This is a genomic window from Ruminococcus sp. AF20-12LB (assembly GCF_003478985.1).
GTDB lineage: Bacteria > Bacillota > Clostridia > Lachnospirales > Lachnospiraceae > Blautia_A.
The window spans coordinates 85143-108730 of the sequence record NZ_QUGH01000009.1 but is presented as its reverse complement, the minus strand read 5'-3'; the positions used below and the strand labels follow the sequence as shown (position 1 = coordinate 108730).

Genomic DNA, 23588 nt, shown 5'->3' with positions numbered 1-23588 from the left:
GGGCGGTAAAGTGACAGATGATATCATTATTGACGGAGTTACGATGCCGACTCCGGCCCTCGGGGGCTTGACCATTAAAAAAGAAAAAGTGTGGTCAAATAATACAGGGCGTGCTGCAAACGCAGAAATGATTGGTGATGTGATTGCTATCAAGTATACACTTGAGTGTACATGGACGATGCTTAGTAGGGCTGATGTCGCAAAAATTGATGCGGCAATAAGTCCTGCTTTTTTTAGTGTAACATTTACAGATCCTGGAACAAACACAAGAACAACGAAAAAATTCTATTCAAATACGCCATCTTATCCCGTATACAGTTATGTTAATGGCGTGAAAACATATAAGGGAGTAGGAGCAACACTAATTCAGAAATAGGAGGAAACAAACATGTTAAAAGGTACAAAATCAATGAATCTCAGTTACAACTCCATCATCAATGGAAAAAATGTGGTATACATGTCTGCACAGGTTCCGGAAACCGGAAAGAGCAACTGCACAAAGACCATTCAGGACCAGGAGATGTATGAGGCGAACAAAGCAGAATGCAGAAAAGACATGGCTGCATTTGACGAGCTCCTGTGGAAACTGGAAGATCAGGGGACGGTAGACACTGCAAAAGATACTGATACGGAGGAACAGGGAGCATGAAGATGAAGAACAGTGAGATTGTAGCATTCCTTAACACCTGTGCAGGCTTAAGAGAGAAACATTTACCAGTTCGTCTGGCGTATGCGATCAAGAAGAACATGGCAGCAGTCCAGGAAGCGGCAACTGCATACATGGAAGAAAGAGAAGAGCTTATTGCCAGATATGCGAAAAAGGACAAAAAGGGAGAATATCTTGTCAAGGATAGCTGCTATGTGTTCGAAAACAAAGATGAGTTTGAGAAGGATATGAGTGAACTTTTAGCGATTGAAACTGCAGTGAAAATCCACACGGTATCAATTGATATTGTCGAAAAATGCGATGACGATCAAAAGTATGATTCACTGACCATGGAAGAACTGGATGTCATTGAGTTTATGATTACAGAGTAAGGAGGCGGTCCTGTGTATCAGTCAACAGCAGAATTCGGAAACCTGGTACAGCAGGATTCCCGAACATTTAAGTGTCTGCTTACTTATGACAAGGTATCGATCACAAAGGTTAAGAGCATCAAGCTCACCGGAGGATCTGAGGCAGAAGATGATTTTTCCCTAGGATCGACCATGTCCCAGTATATCGAGGTAACGATTCCGGATGGCAACCTCCTGATCGAGGGAAAAGAAATCCTCCTGCAGATCGGGATGGACGTGAACGGTCTGACAGAATACATCCCGATGGGATACTTTACCGTAGGGAAGCCAAAGAAAGCGGACGATCAGATCACATTCACAGCTTACGACCGTATGATGAACACAGAGCGGACGTTTTCCATGGATGGCACAACCACAAATACAGTGGCCGCACTGAAGAAGATTGCGGATATCACAGGTGTTCCTGTAGTGACAACCGGATTAACGGCGATATCCATGAAAGTGCCGAAAGGATATAGCTGCAGGGAAGTCCTTTCTTATGTGGCACAGCTTCATGGCGCGTTTGCTGTATGTAATCGTAGAGGTCAGATCGAGCTGCATACCTATGTGGATTCAGATTATAAGGTAAAACCAAATCGGTACTGGGGAAATTTTGAACATAATGATTACAATTTTAATGTTTCAAAATTTGTGTGTTTTACGGGCCAGGACAAAAATGGAAAAAGCATATCAATATCTTCAGGATCCGGAGCAAGGTCCGTGTCGTTTTCCAATCCATTCATGACGCAAACGGCTCTCAATAATATCCTGGCATCGTTCAAGAGTTTTTTCTACATGCCGGGTACTTTGAAAATGATGGGAGATCCCCGCGTGGATCCATGGGACGTCCTGACAGTAGAAGATCTGTCCGGAAATACATATAAAGTCCCGGTCATGAAACTGGAATGGGAATATGACGGAGGCCTTACGTACTCTGTCGAGGCGGTAGGTCTGTCAGAAGAAGAAACCAATGCAGATTATAAAGGCCCTCAGACAAAAGAAATGGAACGGTATTACGCACAGCTGGTAATGATTGACCAGGCAATGATCAACAAACTGGATGTGGATACTGCAAACATTACATATGCTACTATAAAAAACCTGAATGTAGTAGAAGAGAATGTGCAAAAAATAAATGGAGAGGTTGGTAACTTCAAGGAACTGACCGCTGCGAATTTTAAAGCAGCTAACGCGCAGATCGATATCCTGAATGGAAATTACGCAAATATCAAAGTACTTTTGTCCGGAGGGGCAGGAATCGGAGATCTGCAGAACATCCACCTGACGTCTCAGAACGCAGTCATTGACTCAGCATTGATCCGATCAGCCGTGATGCAGACGGTATCCGTAGCAGATCTTCTTGCCGGTACTATCAGCACAAACAAATTCCTGATAGCTTCCGACGACGGAGGTATCCGTATCAAGGGAGCAACGCAGCAGTGGTCCGATGAGAATGGTACAATCCGGATGCAGGCCGGCCGGGATGCAAATGGAGATTTCACCTTCTCCCTGTTTGATAAGACCGGAAAAGGCATCCTGATCGATGCAACAGGTGTTAAGCCTGATGCGATAGCAGATGGCCTGATCGTCAATAAGATGGTCGCAGATAATGCAGCGATAGCCGGTTCCAAGTTAGACATCCCATCCGTGATATCAGCAATCAATGACAGCTCGCAGACTATCAAGAGCAGCCGTATCTGGTTCGATGACCAGAATCAGTCCCTGAACCAGTCATACAGTCAGCTGAATCAGAATGTGATAGAGATTCGTTCAACAGCCTCATCAGCAGCCAGCAAGGCAGACGCAGCAAATGAGACAGCAGGAGCTGCTTCGAAGACCGCACAGCAGGCGTTATCTGTTTTATCCGGAATCTCCACACTGGATGCCATCGGAGCTACGTTGAATAACGATGCACATGTGGTTCACACAAACACAGATGGTTCTGGTGGAGATTATAGTGATTGCTCTTCAAAGATGACGGTGTATTTGGGAGATACAGATGTATCAGATGATAGTATATTCACTGTAACCGTATCTGCAGGCGTGACCGGACACTGGGATGAAACGAGCAGAACATACTATGTCACAGCTATGAGCGCTGACAACGGGTACGTTGACATTGACGCATTGTATGGCACAGGAGACCGGTACCTGACCACAAGGAAGGGGCTGCGGCTCACAACCAGAGCAGGAAAATACATCCTTGTACAATCCGGCGGAGCGCACATCCGAAAACGTTTCAGCATCAGCAAGGCGAAAGACGGAAAAATTGGCCTGTCTTATGACCTACATAGCTCCACACTGGCAGTCCGGAAACAGAAAGATGGAAAGACACTGATACCGGCATCTATCACATTCTCAGCAACGCAGAATGATAATGGACTGGTCAGGAGCTATTCCGGAAGGTACAGCATCCAGGAAACAGAAGATGGGACAAACTACATGCTCAAATATGTTTCCGTAGCTGATGAGATCCAGAAAATCTACACGCCATCCAGTGCGAATATAAAAGCAGTCAGGTGTACTCTCCTATCTGCAGGAGGGGTGTCCGAATTGGACACACAGACAGTGATCATCCTTGTAGATGCGGAAGGCCTGTCTGACGACATCAAGAAAGCACAGGACACAGCAGATGCAGCGAAAGAAGCCATAGTGACAACGAACCAGAACGTAGCAAACATCGAATCCGGGATGGATGGATTCCGGGCAGAGCTTAAGCAGACCACTACAGATCTCCATGGATTGACGGACAACACCTTGTTATACAATGTGAAATATCAGGATAACGGGAATGACACTACCACTCTGAGTGCAGTGCTGTACAAAAACGGAAATGACGTGACAAAGTTATATCCGGCTCGTTGGTATACCTGGAACAGAAAGACTGAATCAGGGCAATCTTATCTGGGTTACGGATACAGCATAACCGTAAAGAATTCGGATTATGAATTTGGCGGAGTCACTATAGGAAGCTTTACTACATATGACACAATGAATCTTACAACTCGATCAGGAAATCAGTTGACAACCCGATCCGGCAACCATTTAACAGTATGGAGGGAAAATTAATGGCAGATCAGAATATAACAGCGTTACCGGTATCAACTACACCGGAAACTTCAGACCAGCTTTTGCTCGTAGGAGCGACCGAAGAGAAGCTGATAGACTACGATAAGCTTGCAGATGCGATACTCAATAAATTGACATCGAAAAAATTCAGCCTGGATCAGGGAACTATGCCCTTGATAAGTGCTCTTAATCAATTAAATAGTAACTCGCTGAATGGCTATTTTCATTACGAAAAATTTGCTGATATACCTAAAAGGAACATTCTGTGCGATGTTCGTTATGAGTCAGCTTCTGATCCAGAAGCGCCTGATGTTACTATGGGAACGTACTGGTGGAATATCATTCAAGTTTGTCTGGCAGAAAATCGCATTCTTCAAATAGCATCTAGTGCGTTTAACCAAAGAGATGTTTTGTATTTTCGCGTAAAACATGATAATAACTGGTATGGATGGTACTATGTTATAGGCCAAGAAAAAAGATAATTTCCCGTCTTCCCATTTAATTGGTTTGTGAACAGAGCACTTCCTGTGGCAAAATAAAGGTAAAATAAAGCTATAGGAGGTGCACTTTTTTGACAAAAATCGAAATGATACAATCGAGGATAATGGAGAGGATGCAGGATATACTTTCGAACGAACAGTTGCAGCACTTGGAGAACGTCTTGGCGATAGAATTCCACGGGATTGAGGTGCAGGAGGAGTGTACGCAGCTAGTAACGTCAGAAATTCACTGGCAGAAGATTCTTAGGACCTTCATTGCTTCGAAGAGAATCGAGAACTGCAGTCAGGGAACATTGGAAAGATACAATGACTGCGTGGTTAAACTTGTTACGGCTCTGAATAAGCGGCTGCAGGATATCACAACGAATGATATTCGATACTATCTTGCGATGTATCAGGAACAGAGGAAGATCTCTATGAGCTATATGGACACAATCAGACGGTATCTGAGTAGCTTCTTTGCATGGATATCGGATGAGGGGTATATTAGCCGGAATCCTATGCGACGTCTCAAGAAAATCAAGGTTCCGCGCATGATTAAAAAACCATTTACGCAGGCCGAAATGGAGCATCTGCGCTGTAATGCAGAGTGCCAGCGAGATATAGCTATTATGGCATTCCTGTACAGCACAGCAGCCAGAATCGGCGAAGTTGTACGGCTTAATCGGAAAGATATAGATTGGGGTAACAAGGAAGTGATTATATACGGAGAAAAAGGCAAGAAAGAGAGAAGAGTGTATCTGACGGATGACTGTGCATATCATCTTCATAAGTATCTGTTATCCAGAGATGATACAAACCCGGCCTTGTTCGTGAGCAATAAGCGGCCACATACCCGACTTGGGAAGCAGGCTATTCAATCTATGCTGCGAACATTAGGCCAGAAGACGGAAATCCATGCACATCCGCACAAATTCCGTCGCACATTACTGACGGATGCCGGAAACCGAGGAATTCCACTGCAGGAAATCCAGATGTACGCAGGTCATCAGAAACCAGATACGACGATGATGTACGTGACGGTGAGCGAGGAAAACGTCCGAGCATCATTCAGACGGTATATAGCCTGATAGCCTGATTTGTTCTAAATAATATGATTTTTTGAAGCTGGCAGAAATGGCAGCCTTTTTGTTGTACCTAAAAAACTACAAAAAGACAATGGAAATCGGGAAGATGTTCAGAGAGACGATATTATACAAAATGGGAAGAGGCTCTTGAGTTTTAGCTTATATTAATTAAAAAACATAAAAATGTTTGAGTATTAGTTATAGTAAGACCAAGAATTATCTATCGTTAATCGACCGTATTATTTACGAAGTCTTTCCATTTTTCCCAATCAGCCATTTTCCAGACTGGCTTCGTTCGTTCCGGAAATAATACGATTTTGCATGAACTTGAATTACGGTAAAAAATAATTCCAGATCCATATTTATATGTCGCATCAATAGGAAGATCATTCCCTGTATAGTTAGTACCAGAGAGGTGGAACAGAATGTACGTGCCAGGTGAAGCTTTGCTTATCAAAGCCTGTATATCGGTCACGTTTTCTTTCAAGGCAAGCTTTGAGGTGTTACTATTTTATAAAGCTGAAAGAAAACTTATTTCCAAAAATCAACCTCTAAACCATAAATTATTGTATCGGGTTCTCCGATGATATAAGCTCTTTGAGAGCTTGCATATATGGTTATAGCTGTTTTGGTATTTATGTTTGCATAGTTCACTATGGTAGCGAATTTACATTCTGAGAGGTCTATATCATTTTTAGCCAATGACGCATAGCCATTTGCATTGATTTTTAATTCATTGTATGTTCCTCGTGCGTAGGCGGTCAGCCGGTTACTATTTAATCTGTCCATTCTGACCAAGAATCTGTACTTTTTGAATATCGAATCTTGACTTTGCCAGACATATAGGCTCTTTGAATTACACTTCCGCCCGATGTGTCATTCCAGGGAGTTATTGTTTGTAAAACTAAAAACGCTGCAGCCTGAAAAGGGTCGTCTACTGATATGCTCTCTTTAAGCTCATAAACAACTGTTTGAGGATAATTTGAGTAATAGTATTGCGGTGGCTTGTTTGTTGATCTTGTATCAATAATTTGCGTTTTGAGCAGGTTACTATTTTATGTCGTAACGATATGTCCAAGTGCCATTCATCCGGTAGGCTGCTATTACTTTGCCAATTCCAACAGCTATCAATCCAGCATCCCGTCCGAATGGAATGTAGATGCAGAATGTCCACGGAGGTATAGTAAGATTTTCGTTTACTACAATTTCGTTTTCACCAGCACGGAAAAAAGCAATTTCGTTGCCATCTGGAATCTTGTCGGAGGCGGCACTTGCATAACTGGAAAGACGGTTACTATTTAATATCACAGAAAGGAGGTGAGAAAAAATGAGATTTCAAAAAGAGATAAACATTTTTGCCAAAGATGCCATACTGAAGCGCTTCCAGACAAATGAGACAAATTTTTCTGTTGTCAAAGGCAAGATAGAGGCCTTGATCAGCGAGAGTGAAATCCTCGAATTGCAGAACAGCAAGGTTACTATGTATAGCAAACTTGCGAATATAAAGCTTACTGTAGATGGACTGGAGCAGACCTATACAGATATATCATCGAAATATGATTCCGTAACCGGAAAGTATACGGATCTTGATGCCAAAGTTGCTGAGTATAAGTCAACTGTAGACGGATTCTCCTCAAATTTATTTCAGGTCAAATCAAATCTGAAGGATAACTATAGTACGACTACGACCATGAATACCGCGATACAGGGAAAAATAGATGAACTTTCACTGTCTGTATCTAATACATACGCCACAAGAGATGCGGTAGGAGCACTTGAAACATGGAGAAACGAAGCTTCGCAGAAGATCACTGACAGCGCTATCGTATCAACAGTCACATCGAGCACGGAATGGACAAAAAAGGCTGACAAAGCATCACTGATCAGTCAGATCAATCAGTCGGCAGAACAGATCAAGATCCGTGCAAGCATCATAGACCTGCAGGGCAACATCAGTATCACGGATATATCTAACGACGCTATGGATATTATCAAAAATTATAGCATCACAGCGCTATCAGATGCGAAAAAGTATACAGATGACTGTGATGTACTGGTTCTTAAAGACTCACAGGACTATACACGGACGTATACGCTAGCGGAAATCGGAAAGCTAGAAGCGTCTGGCGGAAACCTTGTGAAAGGATATCGGTTATCAGCGGATAATGTAAAAACGTACTGGAATACAGTCGGGACCGTGAAAACAGGCCAGAATGATCCAGATGGTGGGAAAAATGCGGTAGTGATTACTGCCGATGTAGACAACTGCATTCTTGCTGCAAAGCGGGACACAAACGCTGTACTCAATGCCACCGGACGATATACTATAACATTCTGGGCAAAAGCGTCAAAAGCACAGTCTATAGCATTCTATTTCAACAAAGTGCGAGAAAGCATAGTGCTGACCACATCGTGGAAAAAGTTTTCATTCGTGAAAGATGTCACGAGCGTGGAAAAGACAGGAAGCCTGATCATGTTTGGCGGCGGGAATACGATTAGCACTGGCGATGGGAACATATACATCTACCGTCCAGATGTTCGGCATGGATATACATCAGAAGATGTTTTTAACCTTCTGACTAATAATGGAAAAATCGAGGGTATGTACATGACCGGTGGCAAGTTGTACTGGAACGGAGCTTACATTAAGTCCAAGTCTATAACCACAGCTGCACTTGCGGCCGATAGTGTAACCGCGGAAAAAATTAAAGTAGACGATTTGTACTCCCTGAAAGCAAGCATAGCCGGATTCAAAATCTCATCAGATACGATATCACATCAGAGTACTACAAAACCTGCAAGTGGCATCGGACAGACTTATTACGACACATATTTTTCATCCCAAAATAAACGTCTTACTTTTCGAAAGGGCCCCGGAACATCTGATTATATGACGTTCGGCATAAATGGTCTAAGAACCAGCAACTGGAAATGCTTAGATCTGATATCGGATGCGGATACAGAGGCTGGTGGTGATTTTACCAGCGGAAACCATCACTCTTTAGGATGCACAAATATTTACGGAACACTATATGTTGCAGAAGGCCTCAGAGTTGCCGGAACTAAACAGGCAGTTCGCCAAACAGAAAACTACGGAGAAAAAGGAGTTTACTGCTACGAAACTCCAACACCACTGTTTGGAGATATCGGATCCGGAGAGATATCAGAAGATGGAAAATGTTATATTGACATCGAAGATATCCTGAAAGAGATGATCAACACAGGAATACAGTACTATGTTTTTTTACAGAAGCGCGGAGAAGGAGATCTGTATGTTTCGGAATGCCGTCAGGATTATTTTTTAGTAACCGGTACACCTGGTCTCAGATTTTTTTGGGAATTGAAAGCAAAACAGAAAGGCTATGAGTACAACCGGTATGAAGGCGAGGATAGAATGGTAGGATTTAAACAGATAGCATATGACGATGAGTACCTGAACGATATAGAAAAACTCATCGAGGAAAGGGAGGAAATATGAAAGTATTAACAAGCTTTATAGTGCTGAATACAGGAGAGGGAGAAAGAATCTCTTTTACCTATTCGGAAGTAGCTGAAGACGGAACAATCATCAGTCAGAATAACAAGAAAAACTTCCTCGTACTTAATAAAGACCTGAAAAATCACATCAGCGAAATCAAAAAGTACATCGAAGATACGCACCTCACAGAGTAGGAGAAAAACATATATGAAAATCAGAGCAGAGCCGGAAGGCTCTTATTTTTATACTTAAAATTGCGCCGGCGCAATACCGGAGAAAGGGAAAATAATGAAAGAAAATCACATCAAAGCAATTTTTACAGCTATCTTTGCACTGATCAGTTCCGTACTGGGGGTACTGACAGTGCCGGTCCTCCTTATGGTGGCCTGCAATGTTCTCGACTATGCCACAGGTCTTATGGCATCTACATACAGAGCTGAGGATATCAATTCATACAAAAGCATTCGTGGAATCATGAAAAAAGTGAGCATGTGGCTCCTGGTGATTGTAGGAGCAATCATTGATCAGCTTCTTTTATATGCTTCCCAGACTGCAGGCATCACTTTACCATTTACATTCCTGGTGGCCTGCATTGTGGCAATCTGGATTATATGCAACGAGATCATTAGTATCCTGGAGAATATCAAAGATATGGGAGTAACAATTCCAACATTTCTGATTCCGCTTGTAACACATGTAAAGTCTCAGGTGGAAGATAAAGTTAATATCAATCCAGAAAACGAAGATTCAGAGGGCGAGTGATCGTCCTCTTAGGAGGAAGAACATGTTAAAGATCATGGAAAAATCACAGGCCAGCATTGACCAGATGAGGGCCTACATTAAAAAAGTAAATCCGCAGGTGTCCGATTCGGTCACAAAGATGATTCCGTTATATATCACAGAAGGAGCTGCAGAAGGAGTTCGCGGAGATATTGCCTTCGCTCAGAGCTGCCTGGAGACAGGAAACTTCACATTTACAGGTTCAGCAGTAACTTTCGATCAGAATAACCTCTGCGGTCTTGGTGTAACTAAAACCGGTATGAAGGGCAACAGCTTCAGAACACCGGCAGAAGGCATCCGTGCACAGATCCAGCACCTGCAGGCCTACGCATCCACAGACCGACTGAAGAACCGTTGCGTGGATCCGCGCTATACATACGTCAACAGAGGCTGTGCGCCTTATGTGGAGTGGCTCGGGATCCAGGAAAATCCAAAAGGGCAGGGCTGGGCAGCTGGCCGAAATTACGGTCAGAAAATCATCAGCATTTTGAATAGCGTATTATCTATCAAGACATCAAAAACAGAAAAGGAGAGTAATACCATGAATATCAACACAAGCCTTATCAGTAACAACAATAGCTATGCAGGTCAGAAACCGGCATATATCGTAATTCACAACACGGATAACTATGCCAAGGGTGCAAATGCGAAAGCGCATGCAAAAGCACAGCATGATGGCAACTTTAAGGGATATTCCGCACATGTATATGTGGACGACACAGAAGCATACCAGGCGCTTCCGTACAACCGTGGAGCATGGCACGTGGGCGTCAACTACGGCGGTCGGCTGTTCGGTACTGTCAACAACAGAAATTCAGTAGGAATCGAGATGTGCGTCCAGGCGGGCTATAACTATGAGAAAGCTTTCCAGAATACAGTCCAGGTGTGCAAACAGCTTATGAAACAGCTGGGAATCCCGGCAGACAGAGTTGTGCAGCATTATGATGTATGTGCAAAGAACTGCCCGTCAGCAATCCGTGCAAAAGGTGACTGGAACCGGTTCAAGCAGCTGATCGGAGCTAAGACCGCCACACCGACGGTAGATAAGTATTATCGCACAAGAAAGTCCTGGGCTGACAGCAAGAGCCAGATCGGAGCATACAAGAGCCTTGAGAATGCAAAGAAAGAGTGGAAACAGGGATACACCATCTATGACTGGAACGGAAAAGCAGTGTATCCGGTACAGACTTCAGAAAAGGCAGTAGTTCTGACAGGAAAGTTTGAGACCCAGCTTCCGATTATCCGGAAAGGGAATTCCGGCGTTGCAGTTTCCGTGCTGCAGTCTGTACTTGGTGTTACTGTGGATGGCCATTTCGGAGACGATACAGAAGCATCTCTGAAAGTTTTCCAGAAAAACACAGGCGTAAAAACAAGTGGAACTTGCGGTATTGATTCCTGGAAAAAGGTGATCGAACATGTGAAGGCAAACACAAAATAACTTCCTATTATAAAAAAGTCCGGCAGGTACCCACTGCCGGACGGATATTGCATCATCTGGATTATATAATATCATCATTTATGTGCCAATGTGCTGGCGATCATGTCGTTTACTCTGAACAGAGTTTATACAGAGTGGTACCGGAATAAAGGTTATGATTTTACCATTACGTCCTCCACAGCATACGACCACAAATGGATCTATGGCAGGAATATTTTTGAGAGTATCGACCGGATCGTGGATGAACTGTTTGAAAACTATCTTTCCAGACCGGATGTACGTCAGCCGATCCTGACCCAGTACTGTGACGGACGGCAGGTGCAGTGCAGGGACCGGGGATGGATGACCCAGTGGGGAAGCAAAGCTCTGGGAGATCAGGGATATTCCGCGATTGAGATCCTGCGAAGTTTCTATGGAAACGATATGTATATCAATGTGGCGGAAGCAGTTTCCGGGATTCCTGCATCCTGGCCTGGATATGACCTGACTATCGGTGTTACCGGAGAAAAGGTACAGCAGATCCAGGAACAGCTTAATGCCATAGCAAAAGCCTATCCTGCCATCCCGTCAGTGACTGTGGATGGTATTTATGGTCCGGCTACTGCTGCATCTGTAAAAAAATTCCAGAATATATTTGGGCTTCCTGCATCCGGAGTGGTGGATTATCCAACCTGGTATAAGATACAGGACATTTATGTAGCAGTGACCAGGATAGCAGAGCTGCAGTAAATATATAAATATAAAAATGTTCTCGGCCGTTTCCGGAGTGATCTGATCGGGGCTGAGGTGTAATGCGTGAACATGATTTCAGAAAAAATGTTTGACGTTTCAGAATAAACCAAGTATAATGGCTGTTTGTATCTATGAACGTAAATTGTAAAAAGATTGCGTTTATGAGCATGTGAAAAAGCGAAATGAGAATGTCTGCTTTACAAAAGGAGTGATGAAAATGACATTTTATCAGGAACTGCAGTTAAGCTCAACCGGATCAAAACAGCTGATCAGAAATACCACAGACAAAAAGGAAAAAAGAAGGCATATTCTGATCTATAATTTTAAAGTATATCTTGTCATGGCATTTTGTGTGGCGGTTGTGACATTGTACAGTAAGATAACCGGCAATGACAACAGTGTTGTAGGAGTAACCGTACTGCTGGCAGTGCTGGTTTTAAGACAGGCGGATTTCGGGATCCGGACGTCCCACGGATTGTTGTCCATTGCCGGGATTTTCTGTATTCTGATCGCAGGACCGAGATTATCCAATATGGTTTCACCGGTACCGGCATTTTTTGTTAATGCGATAAGCATCCTGTTACTGATGATCCTGGGATGCCATAATGTAATTATGTATAACCATTCCACATTTGTTCTCGGATATCTGCTTCTGATGGGATATGACGTAACCGGAAAGGCGTATCTGCTTCGTGTAGAGGGGCTTTTGGCCGGAATGGTTTTCTGCATGGTAGTTTTTTATAAGAATCAGAAAAACCGCCCGTATCGCAGGACATTTCTGGACCTGTTCCGGGAATTTAATCTGCATTCTGCAAGAGGCAGGTGGTATTTAAGACTGACGCTGATCGTTTCCAGCGCTATGCTGATCATGTCTCTTCTGGGACTTCCGAGAGCAATGTGGGCCGGAATTGCCTGTATGTCCGTGTGTCTGCCGTTTACCGCGGATTGCAGGGGAAGAGCTGGAAAAAGAGCTATGTTCAACATCGTTGGCTGTATTCTGTTTGCAGTGCTTTATCTGATACTTCCGGAATCTATGTATCCCTATATTGGAATGATCGGAGGAATCGGTGTAGGATATTCCGCAGGTTATGCGTGGCAGACTGCATTTAATACATTTGGAGCATTGTCCATTGCATCAGGACTGTTTGGAATGCCGGCAGCAGTGCTGCTCCGTATTGGAGCCAATGTATTTAGTTCAATTTATACTATGCTCGCAAATAAGCTTGGGGATAAGCTCGTGCAGCATATGTGGGTACGAAAGAGTGCAGAAATCTGAGATATTGCCCTGAAAAAAGTTTTGCCGTATAATGGGTAATAGCATAACAGCCCGGATATCACCGGGCCGATAGAGGAGAAGATTATGTACGAAGAAACAACAGAAAAACTGCTGGAATTTATCAGTAAAAGTCCTACAGCCTTTCAGGCGGCAGAGGAAACAAGAAGACGTTTTTTGGAGGAAGGCTTTACAGAATTGAAGGAAGAGGAGCGCTGGGAGCTGGAAAAGGGCGGAAAGTATTTTGTCATGAGAAATCATTCCGCGATCATCGGATTTTCCATTCCTGTCAATGACTGCAGGAGATATCATATCATTGCAAGTCACAGTGACTCCCCGTCTTTTAAAATAAAAGAAAATCCGGAGATGTCTGTAAACGGAGCTTATGTGAAGCTGAATGTGGAGCGGTACGGAGGAATGATCCTTTCTACCTGGTTTGACCGTCCCCTTTCTGTTGCAGGCCGCATGCTCGTCCACAAGAACGGAAAAATCCTGGAAAAGCTTGTAGATATCGACAGAGATCTGGTCATGATCCCGAGTCTTGCTATCCATATGAACCGGGATATTAACGGAGGCTATCATTACAATGTCCAGAAAGATATGCTTCCATTGTACAGTGGCAGTGGTGAAAAAGGAAACTTCATGCGGATGCTGGCAGAAGCGGCAGAGGCCCGTCCGGAGGATATCCTGGGCCATGATCTGTTTCTCTATAACCGAATGCCCGGAACAATTTGGGGATCCAGGAATGAATTTGTTTCCAGTCCAAGATTAGATGATCTGCAGTGTGCGTTCGCTTCAATGGAAGGCTTTCTCCAGGCAGATAGGAAGAAGGTTATTGCAGTCCATTGTGTACTGGATAATGAAGAAGTGGGAAGTACTACCAAGCAGGGAGCTGCATCCACATTTCTTAAAGATGTACTGTTTCGTATCAATCTGGCCCTTGGCGGAGATCAGGAAAGTTATCTGATGGCCCTTGCGGAGAGCTTTATGATCTCTGCGGACAATGCACATGCATTACATCCGAATTATACAGACAAGGCAGATCCTGTAAACCGTCCGGTGATGAACGGTGGAATTGTGATCAAATATAATGCCAACCAGAAATATTGTACCGATGGGATTTCCACAGCAATCTTCAAGGAACTCTGCAGAGAAGCAGATGTGCCATATCAGACATTTGTGAACCGTTCCGATATTGCCGGTGGTTCCACTCTGGGAAATATTTCCAATACCCAGGCAGCCATGAATACGGTCGACATCGGTTTGCCGCAGCTGGCGATGCATTCCGCTTATGAAACGGCCGGAGTAAAAGATACAGAAAGTCTGATCCGTGCGGCAAAGGTATTTTACAGGTGATATCGGAGGACAGGAAAATGAGCAGAAAAGCAGTATTTTTTGATGCGGACGGAACAGTCTGTGATATGAAAAAAGGAGTGCCGGACAGTGCCATAGAAGCCATCCGTGCGCTGGTAGATAATGGACACGAAGCGTGGCTCTGCACAGGAAGAAGCCGTGCGTTTGTATCCTGGTATCTGGAGCAGGTTCCTTTTACAGGAATGATCAGTGCCTGCGGATCCACCATTGAGAAGAACGGGAAGAGACTTTTTAATAAAGAGATGACACCGGAGGTTGCAAAGCTTTCTGTGGAGGTTCTCAGAAAATACGGACTGATTCCGGTGATGGAAGGCGCGGATTTTATGTATTATGACAAAGAGGAGTATACCGATGAAGTGAACTGGTATGCCAGTCTGATCACAGAATCCCTGGGTGATAAATGGAGGCCTATCCGCGGAAATGAGGACTGTATGCGGATTAATAAGATCAGCGCAAAAATGACTGAGGGATGTGATGCAGAGGCAGCGTTATCTGTTTTATCAGAATACTATGATATCATTCGTCATGAAGGCAGCAGTTCGTTTGTGGGAAATACCATTGAACTGGTGCCAAAGGGATTTAACAAGGCTGTGGGGATCGCGGCTGTGATCCGCCTGTTTGATATTCCGTGGGAGGATACCGTTGTTTTTGGAGACAGCAATAATGATCTTGCCATGTTTGAATACGCTGCAACAAAGGTTGCTATGGGAAATGCTTCTCCGAAGATCAAAGAACTGGCAGATTATGTTACGTCTGATATGTTCCACTACGGAATACAGGATGGATTGAAATATCTGAAGCTGATCTGAGAGGATATTTCATTTGCTTTGCAGGGTATGTGACTGTAAGAACAGGAACATCCACATCAGGAATGATAGCTTTATGTGAATATGCTTTTATAAAAAATGCTGTAAGAACCAGAAATCATAGTTCTTACAGCATTTTATGTTACAGATTTTTCCGGGTAGATAATATGCAGAAGCTGCAATATCAGATCAGTCCCAGACCTTTGCAGATAAACAGCCAGAGTGTCAGGGTAAAGGCACTGAATAATGTGGTAAGAAGCACGACTCCCGAAGAAAAAGAGCCCTCATGTCCCATGTTTTTTGCCATGACAAAGCAGGTAACGGTGCTGGCGGACCCCAACATGATAATGATGGAAACCAGCTTGTCCTTTGTAAAACCGCAGCGGATGGCAAGAGGAAGAAAAAGTGCTTCATAACCGACAAGTTTCATAAATGTACAGGCAACAGATGCTTTCAGCCGGGAAAAGGCTTTTCCGAAGTGCAGAGATCCGCCCATGGCCATGAGGCCAAGAGGAGTGGCGGTTTTTGCAAGATTGCCTGCCGTAGAGTCCAGGATTTTCGGAAATGGAAGACGAAGAAGGGACCAGAGTGTACCGGCTGCAATGCCAAGAATGATGGGATTGGTGACAATTCCCTTTAAAGTACGCTTCAGAACGGTATCATCTATTTTTCTCTGACCTGGTTTAAAGACAGAGAGAATTACAACAGCCATTACATTGTAAAGAGGGACGCTGGCAATGATCATCAGTGGTGCCATACCCGCATTTCCGTAAAGGTTCTGGATAATGGCGATACCAAGGATCGCCGCGCTGCTGCGGTAGGATACCTGGATAAACTCGCCCCGGATATCGGAAGGATGGAGAAAATGGGACAGGAGCACGGAGATCATAATACTGAGCGATGTGATCGCAAAACAGAAAAGAACCATTTGGGGATCCCAGGCCTCATAGATATCAATTTTAGCGATGTCCTGAAACAGAAGCACAGGCAGGGGGATGACAAACACAAATTTGTTCATACGGTTGACAAATGCCTCATCAAATAGCCCGATCTTCCGGAAAAAATATCCCAGGAGAAGTGTAAGAAAGATGGGCACGGTAACATTCAGACAGAAAATAAGATTGTCCATAAAAGAAAGCCTTCCTGTGGTAAAATTTCTCTGTTTATTATATCCAAACTACGAAAATTGTCAAACGAGGTATACGGGACTGGAGATTTCTGGTATGATAAAAAGTGTTGCGAAGAAAGCAGCACAGGGGTTGAGAAGGAGAAAGGAAAGAAAATGAGATACGGAAAAATACGGATTGAAGATGGCTTTTTTGTGTTTACCAGACATATGATGCTCAACAGTCTTCCGTGTAAAGATATTCTCTGGGCGTACATGCGCCGTGAGGGAACCGATAAAACCGGTGAAAAGCAGCTGATCATCAATTATCTGGTAATCATAACCAGACGTCAGAAGCGTTATAAATTTGATATGACAGAGCAGGAGGTACAGGATTGTCTTCAGCTTCTTAAAGTACTGAATCCGGATCTTGCGGTTGGCTTTCCAAAAGGAAGCAGGCTTCCGCTTCAGAATCTTCCGAATACAAGAGATCTGGGTGCATTGATGACAGTAGACGGTTCGCATATTCTTCCCAGAAAGCTTTTGCGCAGCGGAGAAATCTATCATGCTTCTGCTGCAGACAACCGGATCCTTTCAGAAGAATATAATGTAAAAACAGTGATCGATTTCCGGTCAGCCGCAGAAGTAAAGAAAAAACCAGATGATATCATGGCAGGAGTGGAATATTATCATATTCCGATTCGGGATGAAGACAGCAGTGGAAACAGTTTTTTTGAACATGTGATGTCCTGTTATGGTGATGTAGACCGATATATGCAGGATTGGTACCGGAATTATATTACGGATGAATATTCTTTGAAGCAGTATGCACGTTTTCTGGATGTCCTGCTTCACGTAAAGAACGGAGCTGTTGTTTTTCACAGTGCCACAGGAGAAGACCGGACAGGAGTTGGAACGGCACTTTTGCTCTTTGCTTTGGGTGTACCTAAGGAAACGATAAGAAGGGATTATATGCGGTCGAATCCATGTCTGGAAGACGAACTGAAGTATATGCGCAGGCTTTACCGGGCAGACCGGCCGGAAAATAGCCGGAAGCTTGCAGATCTGAATGCCTTCTATCAGGTGAAGGAGTCTTATATCAATACAGTTTTTGATGTCATCGAAAAAGAAAACGGGGGAATTGAAAGATTCCTTCGGAAAAAACTCTACCTAACATCAAAGGCATCCGAGGAGCTTAAGAAAAAATATCTGATCTGAGGATAAAAACATTTCTTATCATCCTGAATGGATTTTGCAGGAAATTTTGATTGACAAAATTTTCGAAGTTGTTATAATGGTAAGAAAGCAAGGGTTTATTAGATTAAAGCGTTAACTGACGAAGTCGGTTTTCTATACATAAAAGTGTTGAAAGCAGGTGTATTATGGAAAAGAGAATACTATCCATCCTTGTGGATAATACCTCCGGAGTCCTTAGCCGTGTGGCTGGCCTTTTCAGTCGCCGTGGTTATAATATTGACAGCATTACCGCAGGAGTGACTGCAGATCAGAGATATTCCCGTATGACAGTTGTTTGTGAGGGAGATGACCAGATGCTCCAGCAGATCACTAAGCAGCTGGCGAAGCAGGAAGATGTACGGGATGTTAAGGTCCTTGAACAGGACGACAGCGTTGCCCGTGAGCTGATGCTCGTTAAAGTTGCTGTGAAGCCAGAACAGAGACAGGGAGCTCTTTCTGTTGCAGATATCTTCCGTGCAAAGGTTGTGGATGTAAGTAAGGATTCACTTATTATGGAGATGACCGGAAGCCAGAACAAGCTGAAAGCGTTTGTGGAGCTGATGGCTGACTATGAGATCCTTGAGCTTGCAAGAACAGGAATCACAGGTCTGTCACGAGGCAGTGACGATGTCCGGTACCTGTAAAAATTTTTACATATGTTTGCTAGGAGAGCAGATACTCTCTTAACGATAAATAATTTTTATGAAGAAGATGTTGTAAACATCAGAGGAGGAAAGTAAAATGGCAAATAAGATTTTTTACCAGGAAGACTGTAATCTCGGATTATTAGATGGTAAGACAATTGCGATTATTGGATACGGAAGCCAGGGACATGCACATGCATTGAACCTTAAAGAGTCCGGATGTAATGTAATCATCGGCCTTTACAAAGGAAGCAAATCCTGGAAAAAAGCTGAGGAGCAGGGCTTTGAGGTATATACAGCTGCTGAAGCAGCTAAGAAAGCAGATATCATCATGATCCTGATCAACGATGAGAAACAGGCTGCACTTTACAAGAATGATATCGAGCCGAACCTTGAGGAAGGCAACATGCTTATGTTCGCTCATGGTTTCAACATTCATTTTGGATGTATCAAACCACCGGCATATGTTGATGTTACAATGATCGCTCCGAAAGGACCTGGACACACAGTAAGAAGCGAGTATCAGGCTGGCAAAGGTGTTCCTTGTCTGATCGCTGTAGAGCAGGATGCTACAGGTAAAGCTCAGGATATCGCACTTGCATATGCACTTGGAATCGGCGGAGCAAGAGCTGGAGTTCTTGAGACAACATTCCGTACAGAGACAGAGACAGACCTCTTCGGTGAGCAGGCTGTACTTTGCGGTGGTGTTTGCGCACTTATGCAGGCTGGTTTCGAGACACTTGTTGAAGCTGGTTATGACCCAAGAAACGCATACTTCGAGTGTATCCATGAGATGAAACTGATCGTTGACCTGATCTATCAGTCAGGATTCGCCGGAATGAGATATTCTATCTCCAATACAGCTGAGTATGGTGATTACATCACAGGACCGAAGATCATCACAGAGGATACAAAGAAAGCAATGAAGAAAGTTCTTTCCGATATCCAGGATGGTACATTCGCAAAAGAGTTCTTACTCGACATGTCCGATGCAGGTGCACAGGTACACTTCAAGGCTATGAGAAAATTAGCTTCTGAGCATCAGTCTGAGAAAGTTGGCGAGGAGATCCGTAAACTCTACAGCTGGAACGGCGAGGATAAGCTTATTAATAACTAAGCAAAATTTATTGCAGGTGCAATAAATTTTGCGCTACTCGAACGAAGCGCAGCGAAGTTTGAGACAAAAAAGTTACATATGTAATACAGTGGCAGGAAACTTTTTTGAAATCTAAAACCCCCATCTGATCACAATGGTCAGATGGGGGTTTTTCATACTTTATCTATCCGGATGCCCTGTTTCATCATCGAAAAACGGCGCGATTAAAGCCGAATCAGCATCTTTCTGTCTGCACACAAACCCGATCTCACGCAGCGGAAAAGAAAATCCTACCGGTACTTCCACCAGAGTCCCTTCTTCCAGCTCTTTTTTTACAAAATCGCGGATCACACAGGCAATCCCAAGACCGATTTCCGCAAACTGGATCAGAAGATCCATAGTTGTTACTTCCAGAATGTGGCTTAATTCCACATGATGTTCTTTTAGCTGAGAGTTCACAGTCTGACGTGTAATATTGTCCTCATCCAGCATCATGAAAGTTGCTGCCTGAATCAGAGGTTCATCAGGATAGAGCTGTTTCTGGTTTTCCAGATACTGTTGTGTACAGACAAAGGTATCCTGGATTTTCAAAAGAGGTTGAAAATAATATCCCCGAAGCTTCTGCGGCCGTCCGATGAGTCCCAGATCGATTTTTTCCTCATCCAGAAGCTGCAGAGTCTGATAAGTAGACTGGCAGGAAATTGTGATACGTACATGAGGAAAACGAGCGATATAGTTTTTCAGGTGGGAGAGCAGTACATATCTGGTAAGAGTAGAACTGGCACCCAGACGCAGCTTTGGAATGTCCCGGGAACGGTTATGGCGAATGGAATTTTCTCCTTCATCCAGAAGTGAAAGAGCTTCTTTTACTTTTTCAAAAAGAAGCTCACCGTCCGGGGTCAGAGTGACACCCCGGGAACTTCGTTTAAAAAGAACGGTATCCAGATTCTGCTCCAGCTTCTGGATTGCCTTGCTGATAGCGGGCTGACTGATATAAAGATCCCGGGAACTGTGGGAGATACTGCCGGTACGTGCTACCGTATAAAAAATATGATAAAGAGACAGATTATCCTGCATGTAAAACCTTCCTTTCGAAAAATAGTAAAGTAATAAAGGTAATAAAAAAATCCGAAGTCATCAGACCTCGGAAACCTTAGCTGTTATAATATCTATAATTTTCAATCGGGGCAACAGGATTTGAACCTGCGACCTCACGGGACGCAATGGAACTGAAACCTCTTGATTTTAAAGGTTTTCCGAAGGGTAAATTTAAAAGGTAATAAAAAAGGTAATAAATTCAAAAACAGAATAAATATTCAGGAGGAAATCCGCATATTGTGATAAGAGTATTGGCATAAGCTCATGAACGTAGACAATCTATAGTTCATGGGCTTATTTTAGTGCTTTTATCAAAGAAACCATGAAACAAACTTAAATCCTGGATAAAAATTCGGTTAAACGCAAAATAAAGCATTTTAAGAATATAGCATCTATAATAGCACAAGATAAGAAGTTCGTAAACAAAAATTAAGGAGGAAATGACAATGAACAAAACAATATATGAAGCAGAGTTTACCAAGATGGTACATGACAAAATGAGAGAAGCTAATAGATTTAAAGAATATGCGAGAATACCCAAAAATAGGATAGGTGGAGATTACTGGAATACATACTGGACAATCCGTTATATGCTTCGCACAATAGAGGACATTTTGGCTAATGGGGATAAATTGTCATTAAATGGATTTTTCACTGTAGCACCTAAACTTTATAAAGAAAGAACAGTACGTTCGGGGATGGAAAGAACAGGAAAAAATGTGTATGAGATTCCAGAAAGATATAAGGCAAAGTTTAAATCTGGTACTGTGTTAAATCGTGCTTGCGAAGCGTATGGAGATTACCTCAAAGAAGAAGCAAATAATCAAGATGATGAATACGAAGAAGGAGAAGAAGAATGAGATGTAAAGATTGTAAATATGTAAAATGTTACGCTGTTAATAAGAGAATGTATTATTGTGACCATGAAAATAGAAAAGATTTCATAGGTAAGCTGGATGAAGATGTTCTACCAGAAACAAGTCCAAAGTGGTGTCCAATGACTGACAGGACAACTACTGCTGTTGAAAATATTACTGATGGGAAAGGATTAGAGAAATAATGGAATTAAACAATACAGAAATGAAAATGCAATATATTCTTAATGAGAATAAAAATCTGGCAGAGATACCACTAACAGATATGATACCTGTAGAATATCCAATTAAATATAAATTAATCAGTGCGTTTGAAGTATTTGTAAGAATACCGCAGACAGAAAACTATTGGATTTCTAATTACGGAAGATGCGTAAATAACCACAGAAACCCAAATAAGAATAAATTTTATGAGCACAAACAGGGGCAATGCCATTATACTGTTTATGAGATAGAACGAATAGAAGAAAAAGTTAGAGGGAAAAAGACTGGGAAAACGATAATTGAAACTTGGAAGAGAGAAACTAGCCCTGAAGAATTAGTAGCAAGAAGTTTTCTGAAACCGTATAAATTCAGACATAAGATATGGCATAAAAGTGGTGACTTTACAAATAACTGGTATAAGGATCTGATTTATGTTTCCGAATCTGATTTTAGAAATCTGAAAGCAGGTAAGATTACATGGCAGGAATTAGGCTATGAGCAGGAATATATTGAGTATGTCAACAATGCCAAAAGTCAAGCTATGTCTGCATATGGGTCAATTTCCAGTCGATGTAAAGGAGAAGATAACAGTAGCAGTGCACACAAGTGTTATGATGATGTTGAAATGTGTCAAGAATGGAAAGATGATCCGCAGTTATTTGTCAAAAGATACTTGGAATTATATTATGAAGTACCAGGCGAATCAATGGCTGTAGACAAGGATTTATTTGGTAATGGTAGTAAGGTGTATTCTCCAGAGACAATTTGTATTCTGCCACAAGGATTAAATACATTGCTTGCTAACAGCAAAAAGCATTATAAGGATGGAGAAACCCCAGATAATGTACTTCCTCTTGGTGTAAGATATAATGGTAAAGTCAATAAATATTACGGACAGATTACTTATTTTGGCACAGAAGATATAATTGATTTACCATATCGGAACACAATAGATGAAGCTTTTGCAGATTATAAGAAGTTCAAGGAATGTGATATTGCAGTCACAGTGTCGAAATATAGAGACAAAATACCAGAATACATATATGAGAAACTGCTTACGGTGCGAGTAGAGCCATATTGAGATAATTATAGGCATATCAGGGAAAATAATCCTTGGTATGCCTATTTTTTTACATTTTCATAGCGAGGAAATAGAATTTATGTCGTATAGAATATAAGGATTATAATGGCTGATCGTCATCGGATGGGACATATACACAAATATCCTGTATCTGACAATTAAGGATACGGCATAAATCATTAACAGTACGCATGGAAATATCCTTATTGTGTTTTAGACGGTGCATGGTACTATGTGATAGGTGATGTTTATTTGTCAGTGTATACCAATTTTCATTTGAATTCTTGAGCGTTTCCCAGAAGGGAGAGTAATCAATCATTAGTTATCCTTCTTTTTTCTTGATAGAATAACCATAAAATATCTTTTTACTCTTGAATATCTTCGCAATGACGAATATAATGGAGCATATAAGAAATTGTGAAAAAAGTGTGAAATAGAATACGGCAAACCCAGAGAAATCTGGCGGCGCAAAACTATAGGGTCTAAGCAGATGTATGACAGCCAGTTGCAATTTGGATGATTAAGGCATTGCTTTACGATGGAGCAGTGTTTTTTTATATTGGGGAGGGATTTATATGCTTATAACTACAGGGTACAATTTTGAGGGGTATGATATTGTTGAATAGATAGTTATTGCAATTATAAGTGACATTTATAATACTAGGGAGTATATGTA

The 23588-nt window shown here is 42.5% G+C and carries 22 protein-coding genes, 1 pseudogene and 1 riboswitch; of the genes and pseudogenes, 20 read left to right on the top strand and 3 right to left on the bottom strand.

Features of this window, described 5'->3' with window-relative positions; genetic code table 11:
- Positions 1 to 10 precede the first annotated feature (10 nt).
- The 14 genes and pseudogenes from DWX61_RS12275 to DWX61_RS12210 all read left to right on the top strand — a co-directional run bounded on the left by DWX61_RS12275 (position 11) and on the right by DWX61_RS12210 (position 15576).
- The gene (locus DWX61_RS12275) at positions 11 to 376 is read left to right on the top strand and encodes a hypothetical protein (protein ID WP_118625571.1); all 366 of its coding nucleotides are present in this window, start codon (positions 11 to 13) and stop codon (positions 374 to 376) included.
- Between the two features lie 12 nt (positions 377 to 388).
- Positions 389 to 649 (top strand): hypothetical protein, encoded by a 261-nt coding sequence (locus tag DWX61_RS12270; RefSeq protein WP_118625569.1) that lies wholly within the window; start codon positions 389 to 391, stop codon positions 647 to 649.
- Complete coding sequence (locus tag DWX61_RS12265; RefSeq protein WP_118625567.1) at positions 646 to 1038, top strand: hypothetical protein; 393 nt, start codon at positions 646 to 648, stop codon at positions 1036 to 1038. Before DWX61_RS12270 ends, DWX61_RS12265 begins: the two co-directional genes overlap by 4 nt.
- 12 nt (positions 1039 to 1050) lie before the next feature.
- On the top strand, positions 1051 to 4125 hold the full coding sequence (locus DWX61_RS12260; RefSeq protein WP_118625565.1) for a hypothetical protein: 3075 nt from the start codon (positions 1051 to 1053) through the stop codon (positions 4123 to 4125).
- Positions 4125 to 4607: a hypothetical protein gene (locus DWX61_RS12255; RefSeq protein ID WP_118625563.1), complete on the top strand. Its 483-nt coding sequence runs from the start codon at positions 4125 to 4127 to the stop codon at positions 4605 to 4607. The genes DWX61_RS12260 and DWX61_RS12255 overlap by 1 nt, the downstream gene beginning before the upstream one ends.
- 89 nt (positions 4608 to 4696) lie before the next feature.
- Entirely contained in the window at positions 4697 to 5695 is a 999-nt protein-coding gene (locus DWX61_RS12250) for a tyrosine-type recombinase/integrase (protein WP_118625561.1), read from the top strand.
- A gap of 1324 nt (positions 5696 to 7019) precedes the next feature.
- Positions 7020 to 9170 carry a hypothetical protein gene (locus DWX61_RS12245; protein ID WP_118625559.1) on the top strand — a complete coding sequence of 717 codons (2151 nt, stop codon included), beginning with the start codon at positions 7020 to 7022 and terminating at the stop codon, positions 9168 to 9170.
- Positions 9167 to 9364 carry a hypothetical protein gene (locus tag DWX61_RS12240; RefSeq protein ID WP_118625557.1) on the top strand — a complete coding sequence of 66 codons (198 nt, stop codon included), beginning with the start codon at positions 9167 to 9169 and terminating at the stop codon, positions 9362 to 9364. Before DWX61_RS12245 ends, DWX61_RS12240 begins: the two co-directional genes overlap by 4 nt.
- 94 nt (positions 9365 to 9458) lie before the next feature.
- Positions 9459 to 9932, top strand: a complete 474-nt coding sequence (locus tag DWX61_RS12235) for a phage holin family protein (protein WP_118625555.1) — start codon at positions 9459 to 9461, stop codon at positions 9930 to 9932.
- A gap of 22 nt (positions 9933 to 9954) precedes the next feature.
- Complete coding sequence (locus tag DWX61_RS19565; RefSeq protein ID WP_118625553.1) at positions 9955 to 11388, top strand: N-acetylmuramoyl-L-alanine amidase; 1434 nt, start codon at positions 9955 to 9957, stop codon at positions 11386 to 11388.
- An 84-nt stretch (positions 11389 to 11472) separates the two neighbouring features.
- Positions 11473 to 12117, top strand: a pseudogene (locus DWX61_RS12225) (peptidoglycan-binding domain-containing protein); the annotation flags it as partial.
- A gap of 220 nt (positions 12118 to 12337) precedes the next feature.
- On the top strand, positions 12338 to 13396 hold the full coding sequence (locus DWX61_RS12220; RefSeq protein WP_118625551.1) for an FUSC family protein: 1059 nt from the start codon (positions 12338 to 12340) through the stop codon (positions 13394 to 13396).
- 84 nt (positions 13397 to 13480) lie between these two features.
- Complete coding sequence (locus tag DWX61_RS12215; RefSeq protein ID WP_118515935.1) at positions 13481 to 14749, top strand: M18 family aminopeptidase; 1269 nt, start codon at positions 13481 to 13483, stop codon at positions 14747 to 14749.
- Between the two features lie 17 nt (positions 14750 to 14766).
- On the top strand, positions 14767 to 15576 hold the full coding sequence (locus DWX61_RS12210) for a Cof-type HAD-IIB family hydrolase (RefSeq protein ID WP_118625549.1): 810 nt from the start codon (positions 14767 to 14769) through the stop codon (positions 15574 to 15576).
- Positions 15577 to 15757: 181 nt separating this feature from the next.
- On the opposite strand, the gene DWX61_RS12205 is transcribed toward DWX61_RS12210, so the two are convergent.
- Positions 15758 to 16702: an AEC family transporter gene (locus DWX61_RS12205; protein ID WP_118625547.1), complete on the bottom strand. Its 945-nt coding sequence runs from the start codon at positions 16700 to 16702 to the stop codon at positions 15758 to 15760.
- A 153-nt stretch (positions 16703 to 16855) separates the two neighbouring features.
- Here DWX61_RS12205 and DWX61_RS12200 point away from each other — a divergent pair, with 153 nt between their 5' ends.
- From DWX61_RS12200 to ilvC, 3 genes are all read left to right on the top strand, one after another.
- The gene (locus tag DWX61_RS12200) at positions 16856 to 17896 is read left to right on the top strand and encodes a tyrosine-protein phosphatase (protein ID WP_118625545.1); all 1041 of its coding nucleotides are present in this window, start codon (positions 16856 to 16858) and stop codon (positions 17894 to 17896) included.
- A gap of 164 nt (positions 17897 to 18060) precedes the next feature.
- Positions 18061 to 18558 carry an acetolactate synthase small subunit gene (ilvN, locus tag DWX61_RS12195; protein WP_015526774.1) on the top strand — a complete coding sequence of 166 codons (498 nt, stop codon included), beginning with the start codon at positions 18061 to 18063 and terminating at the stop codon, positions 18556 to 18558.
- Between the two features lie 97 nt (positions 18559 to 18655).
- Entirely contained in the window at positions 18656 to 19675 is a 1020-nt protein-coding gene (ilvC, locus tag DWX61_RS12190; protein ID WP_118515940.1) for a ketol-acid reductoisomerase, read from the top strand.
- 159 nt (positions 19676 to 19834) lie between these two features.
- On the opposite strand, the gene DWX61_RS12185 is transcribed toward ilvC, so the two are convergent.
- Positions 19835 to 20731: a LysR family transcriptional regulator gene (locus DWX61_RS12185; RefSeq protein ID WP_118625543.1), complete on the bottom strand. Its 897-nt coding sequence runs from the start codon at positions 20729 to 20731 to the stop codon at positions 19835 to 19837.
- 467 nt (positions 20732 to 21198) lie between these two features.
- Between DWX61_RS12185 and DWX61_RS12180 the strand changes: the two genes are divergently transcribed.
- From DWX61_RS12180 to DWX61_RS12170, 3 genes are read left to right on the top strand one after another with little or no spacing between them, the layout of a single operon-like run.
- Positions 21199 to 21612, top strand: a complete 414-nt coding sequence (locus DWX61_RS12180; RefSeq protein ID WP_182433996.1) for an HU family DNA-binding protein — start codon at positions 21199 to 21201, stop codon at positions 21610 to 21612.
- Positions 21609 to 21812, top strand: a complete 204-nt coding sequence (locus DWX61_RS12175) for a hypothetical protein (protein ID WP_118625539.1) — start codon at positions 21609 to 21611, stop codon at positions 21810 to 21812. Before DWX61_RS12180 ends, DWX61_RS12175 begins: the two co-directional genes overlap by 4 nt.
- Positions 21812 to 22912 (top strand): hypothetical protein, encoded by a 1101-nt coding sequence (locus DWX61_RS12170; protein ID WP_118625537.1) that lies wholly within the window; start codon positions 21812 to 21814, stop codon positions 22910 to 22912. The genes DWX61_RS12175 and DWX61_RS12170 overlap by 1 nt, the downstream gene beginning before the upstream one ends.
- Before the next feature lie 100 nt (positions 22913 to 23012).
- Here the strand turns inward: DWX61_RS12170 and DWX61_RS12165 are convergent, their stop codons facing one another.
- The gene (locus DWX61_RS12165) at positions 23013 to 23231 is read right to left on the bottom strand and encodes a helix-turn-helix domain-containing protein (RefSeq protein WP_118625535.1); all 219 of its coding nucleotides are present in this window, start codon (positions 23229 to 23231) and stop codon (positions 23013 to 23015) included.
- A gap of 113 nt (positions 23232 to 23344) precedes the next feature.
- Positions 23345 to 23425: riboswitch (cyclic di-GMP riboswitch) on the top strand.
- The last annotated feature ends 163 nt before the right edge of the window (positions 23426 to 23588 follow it).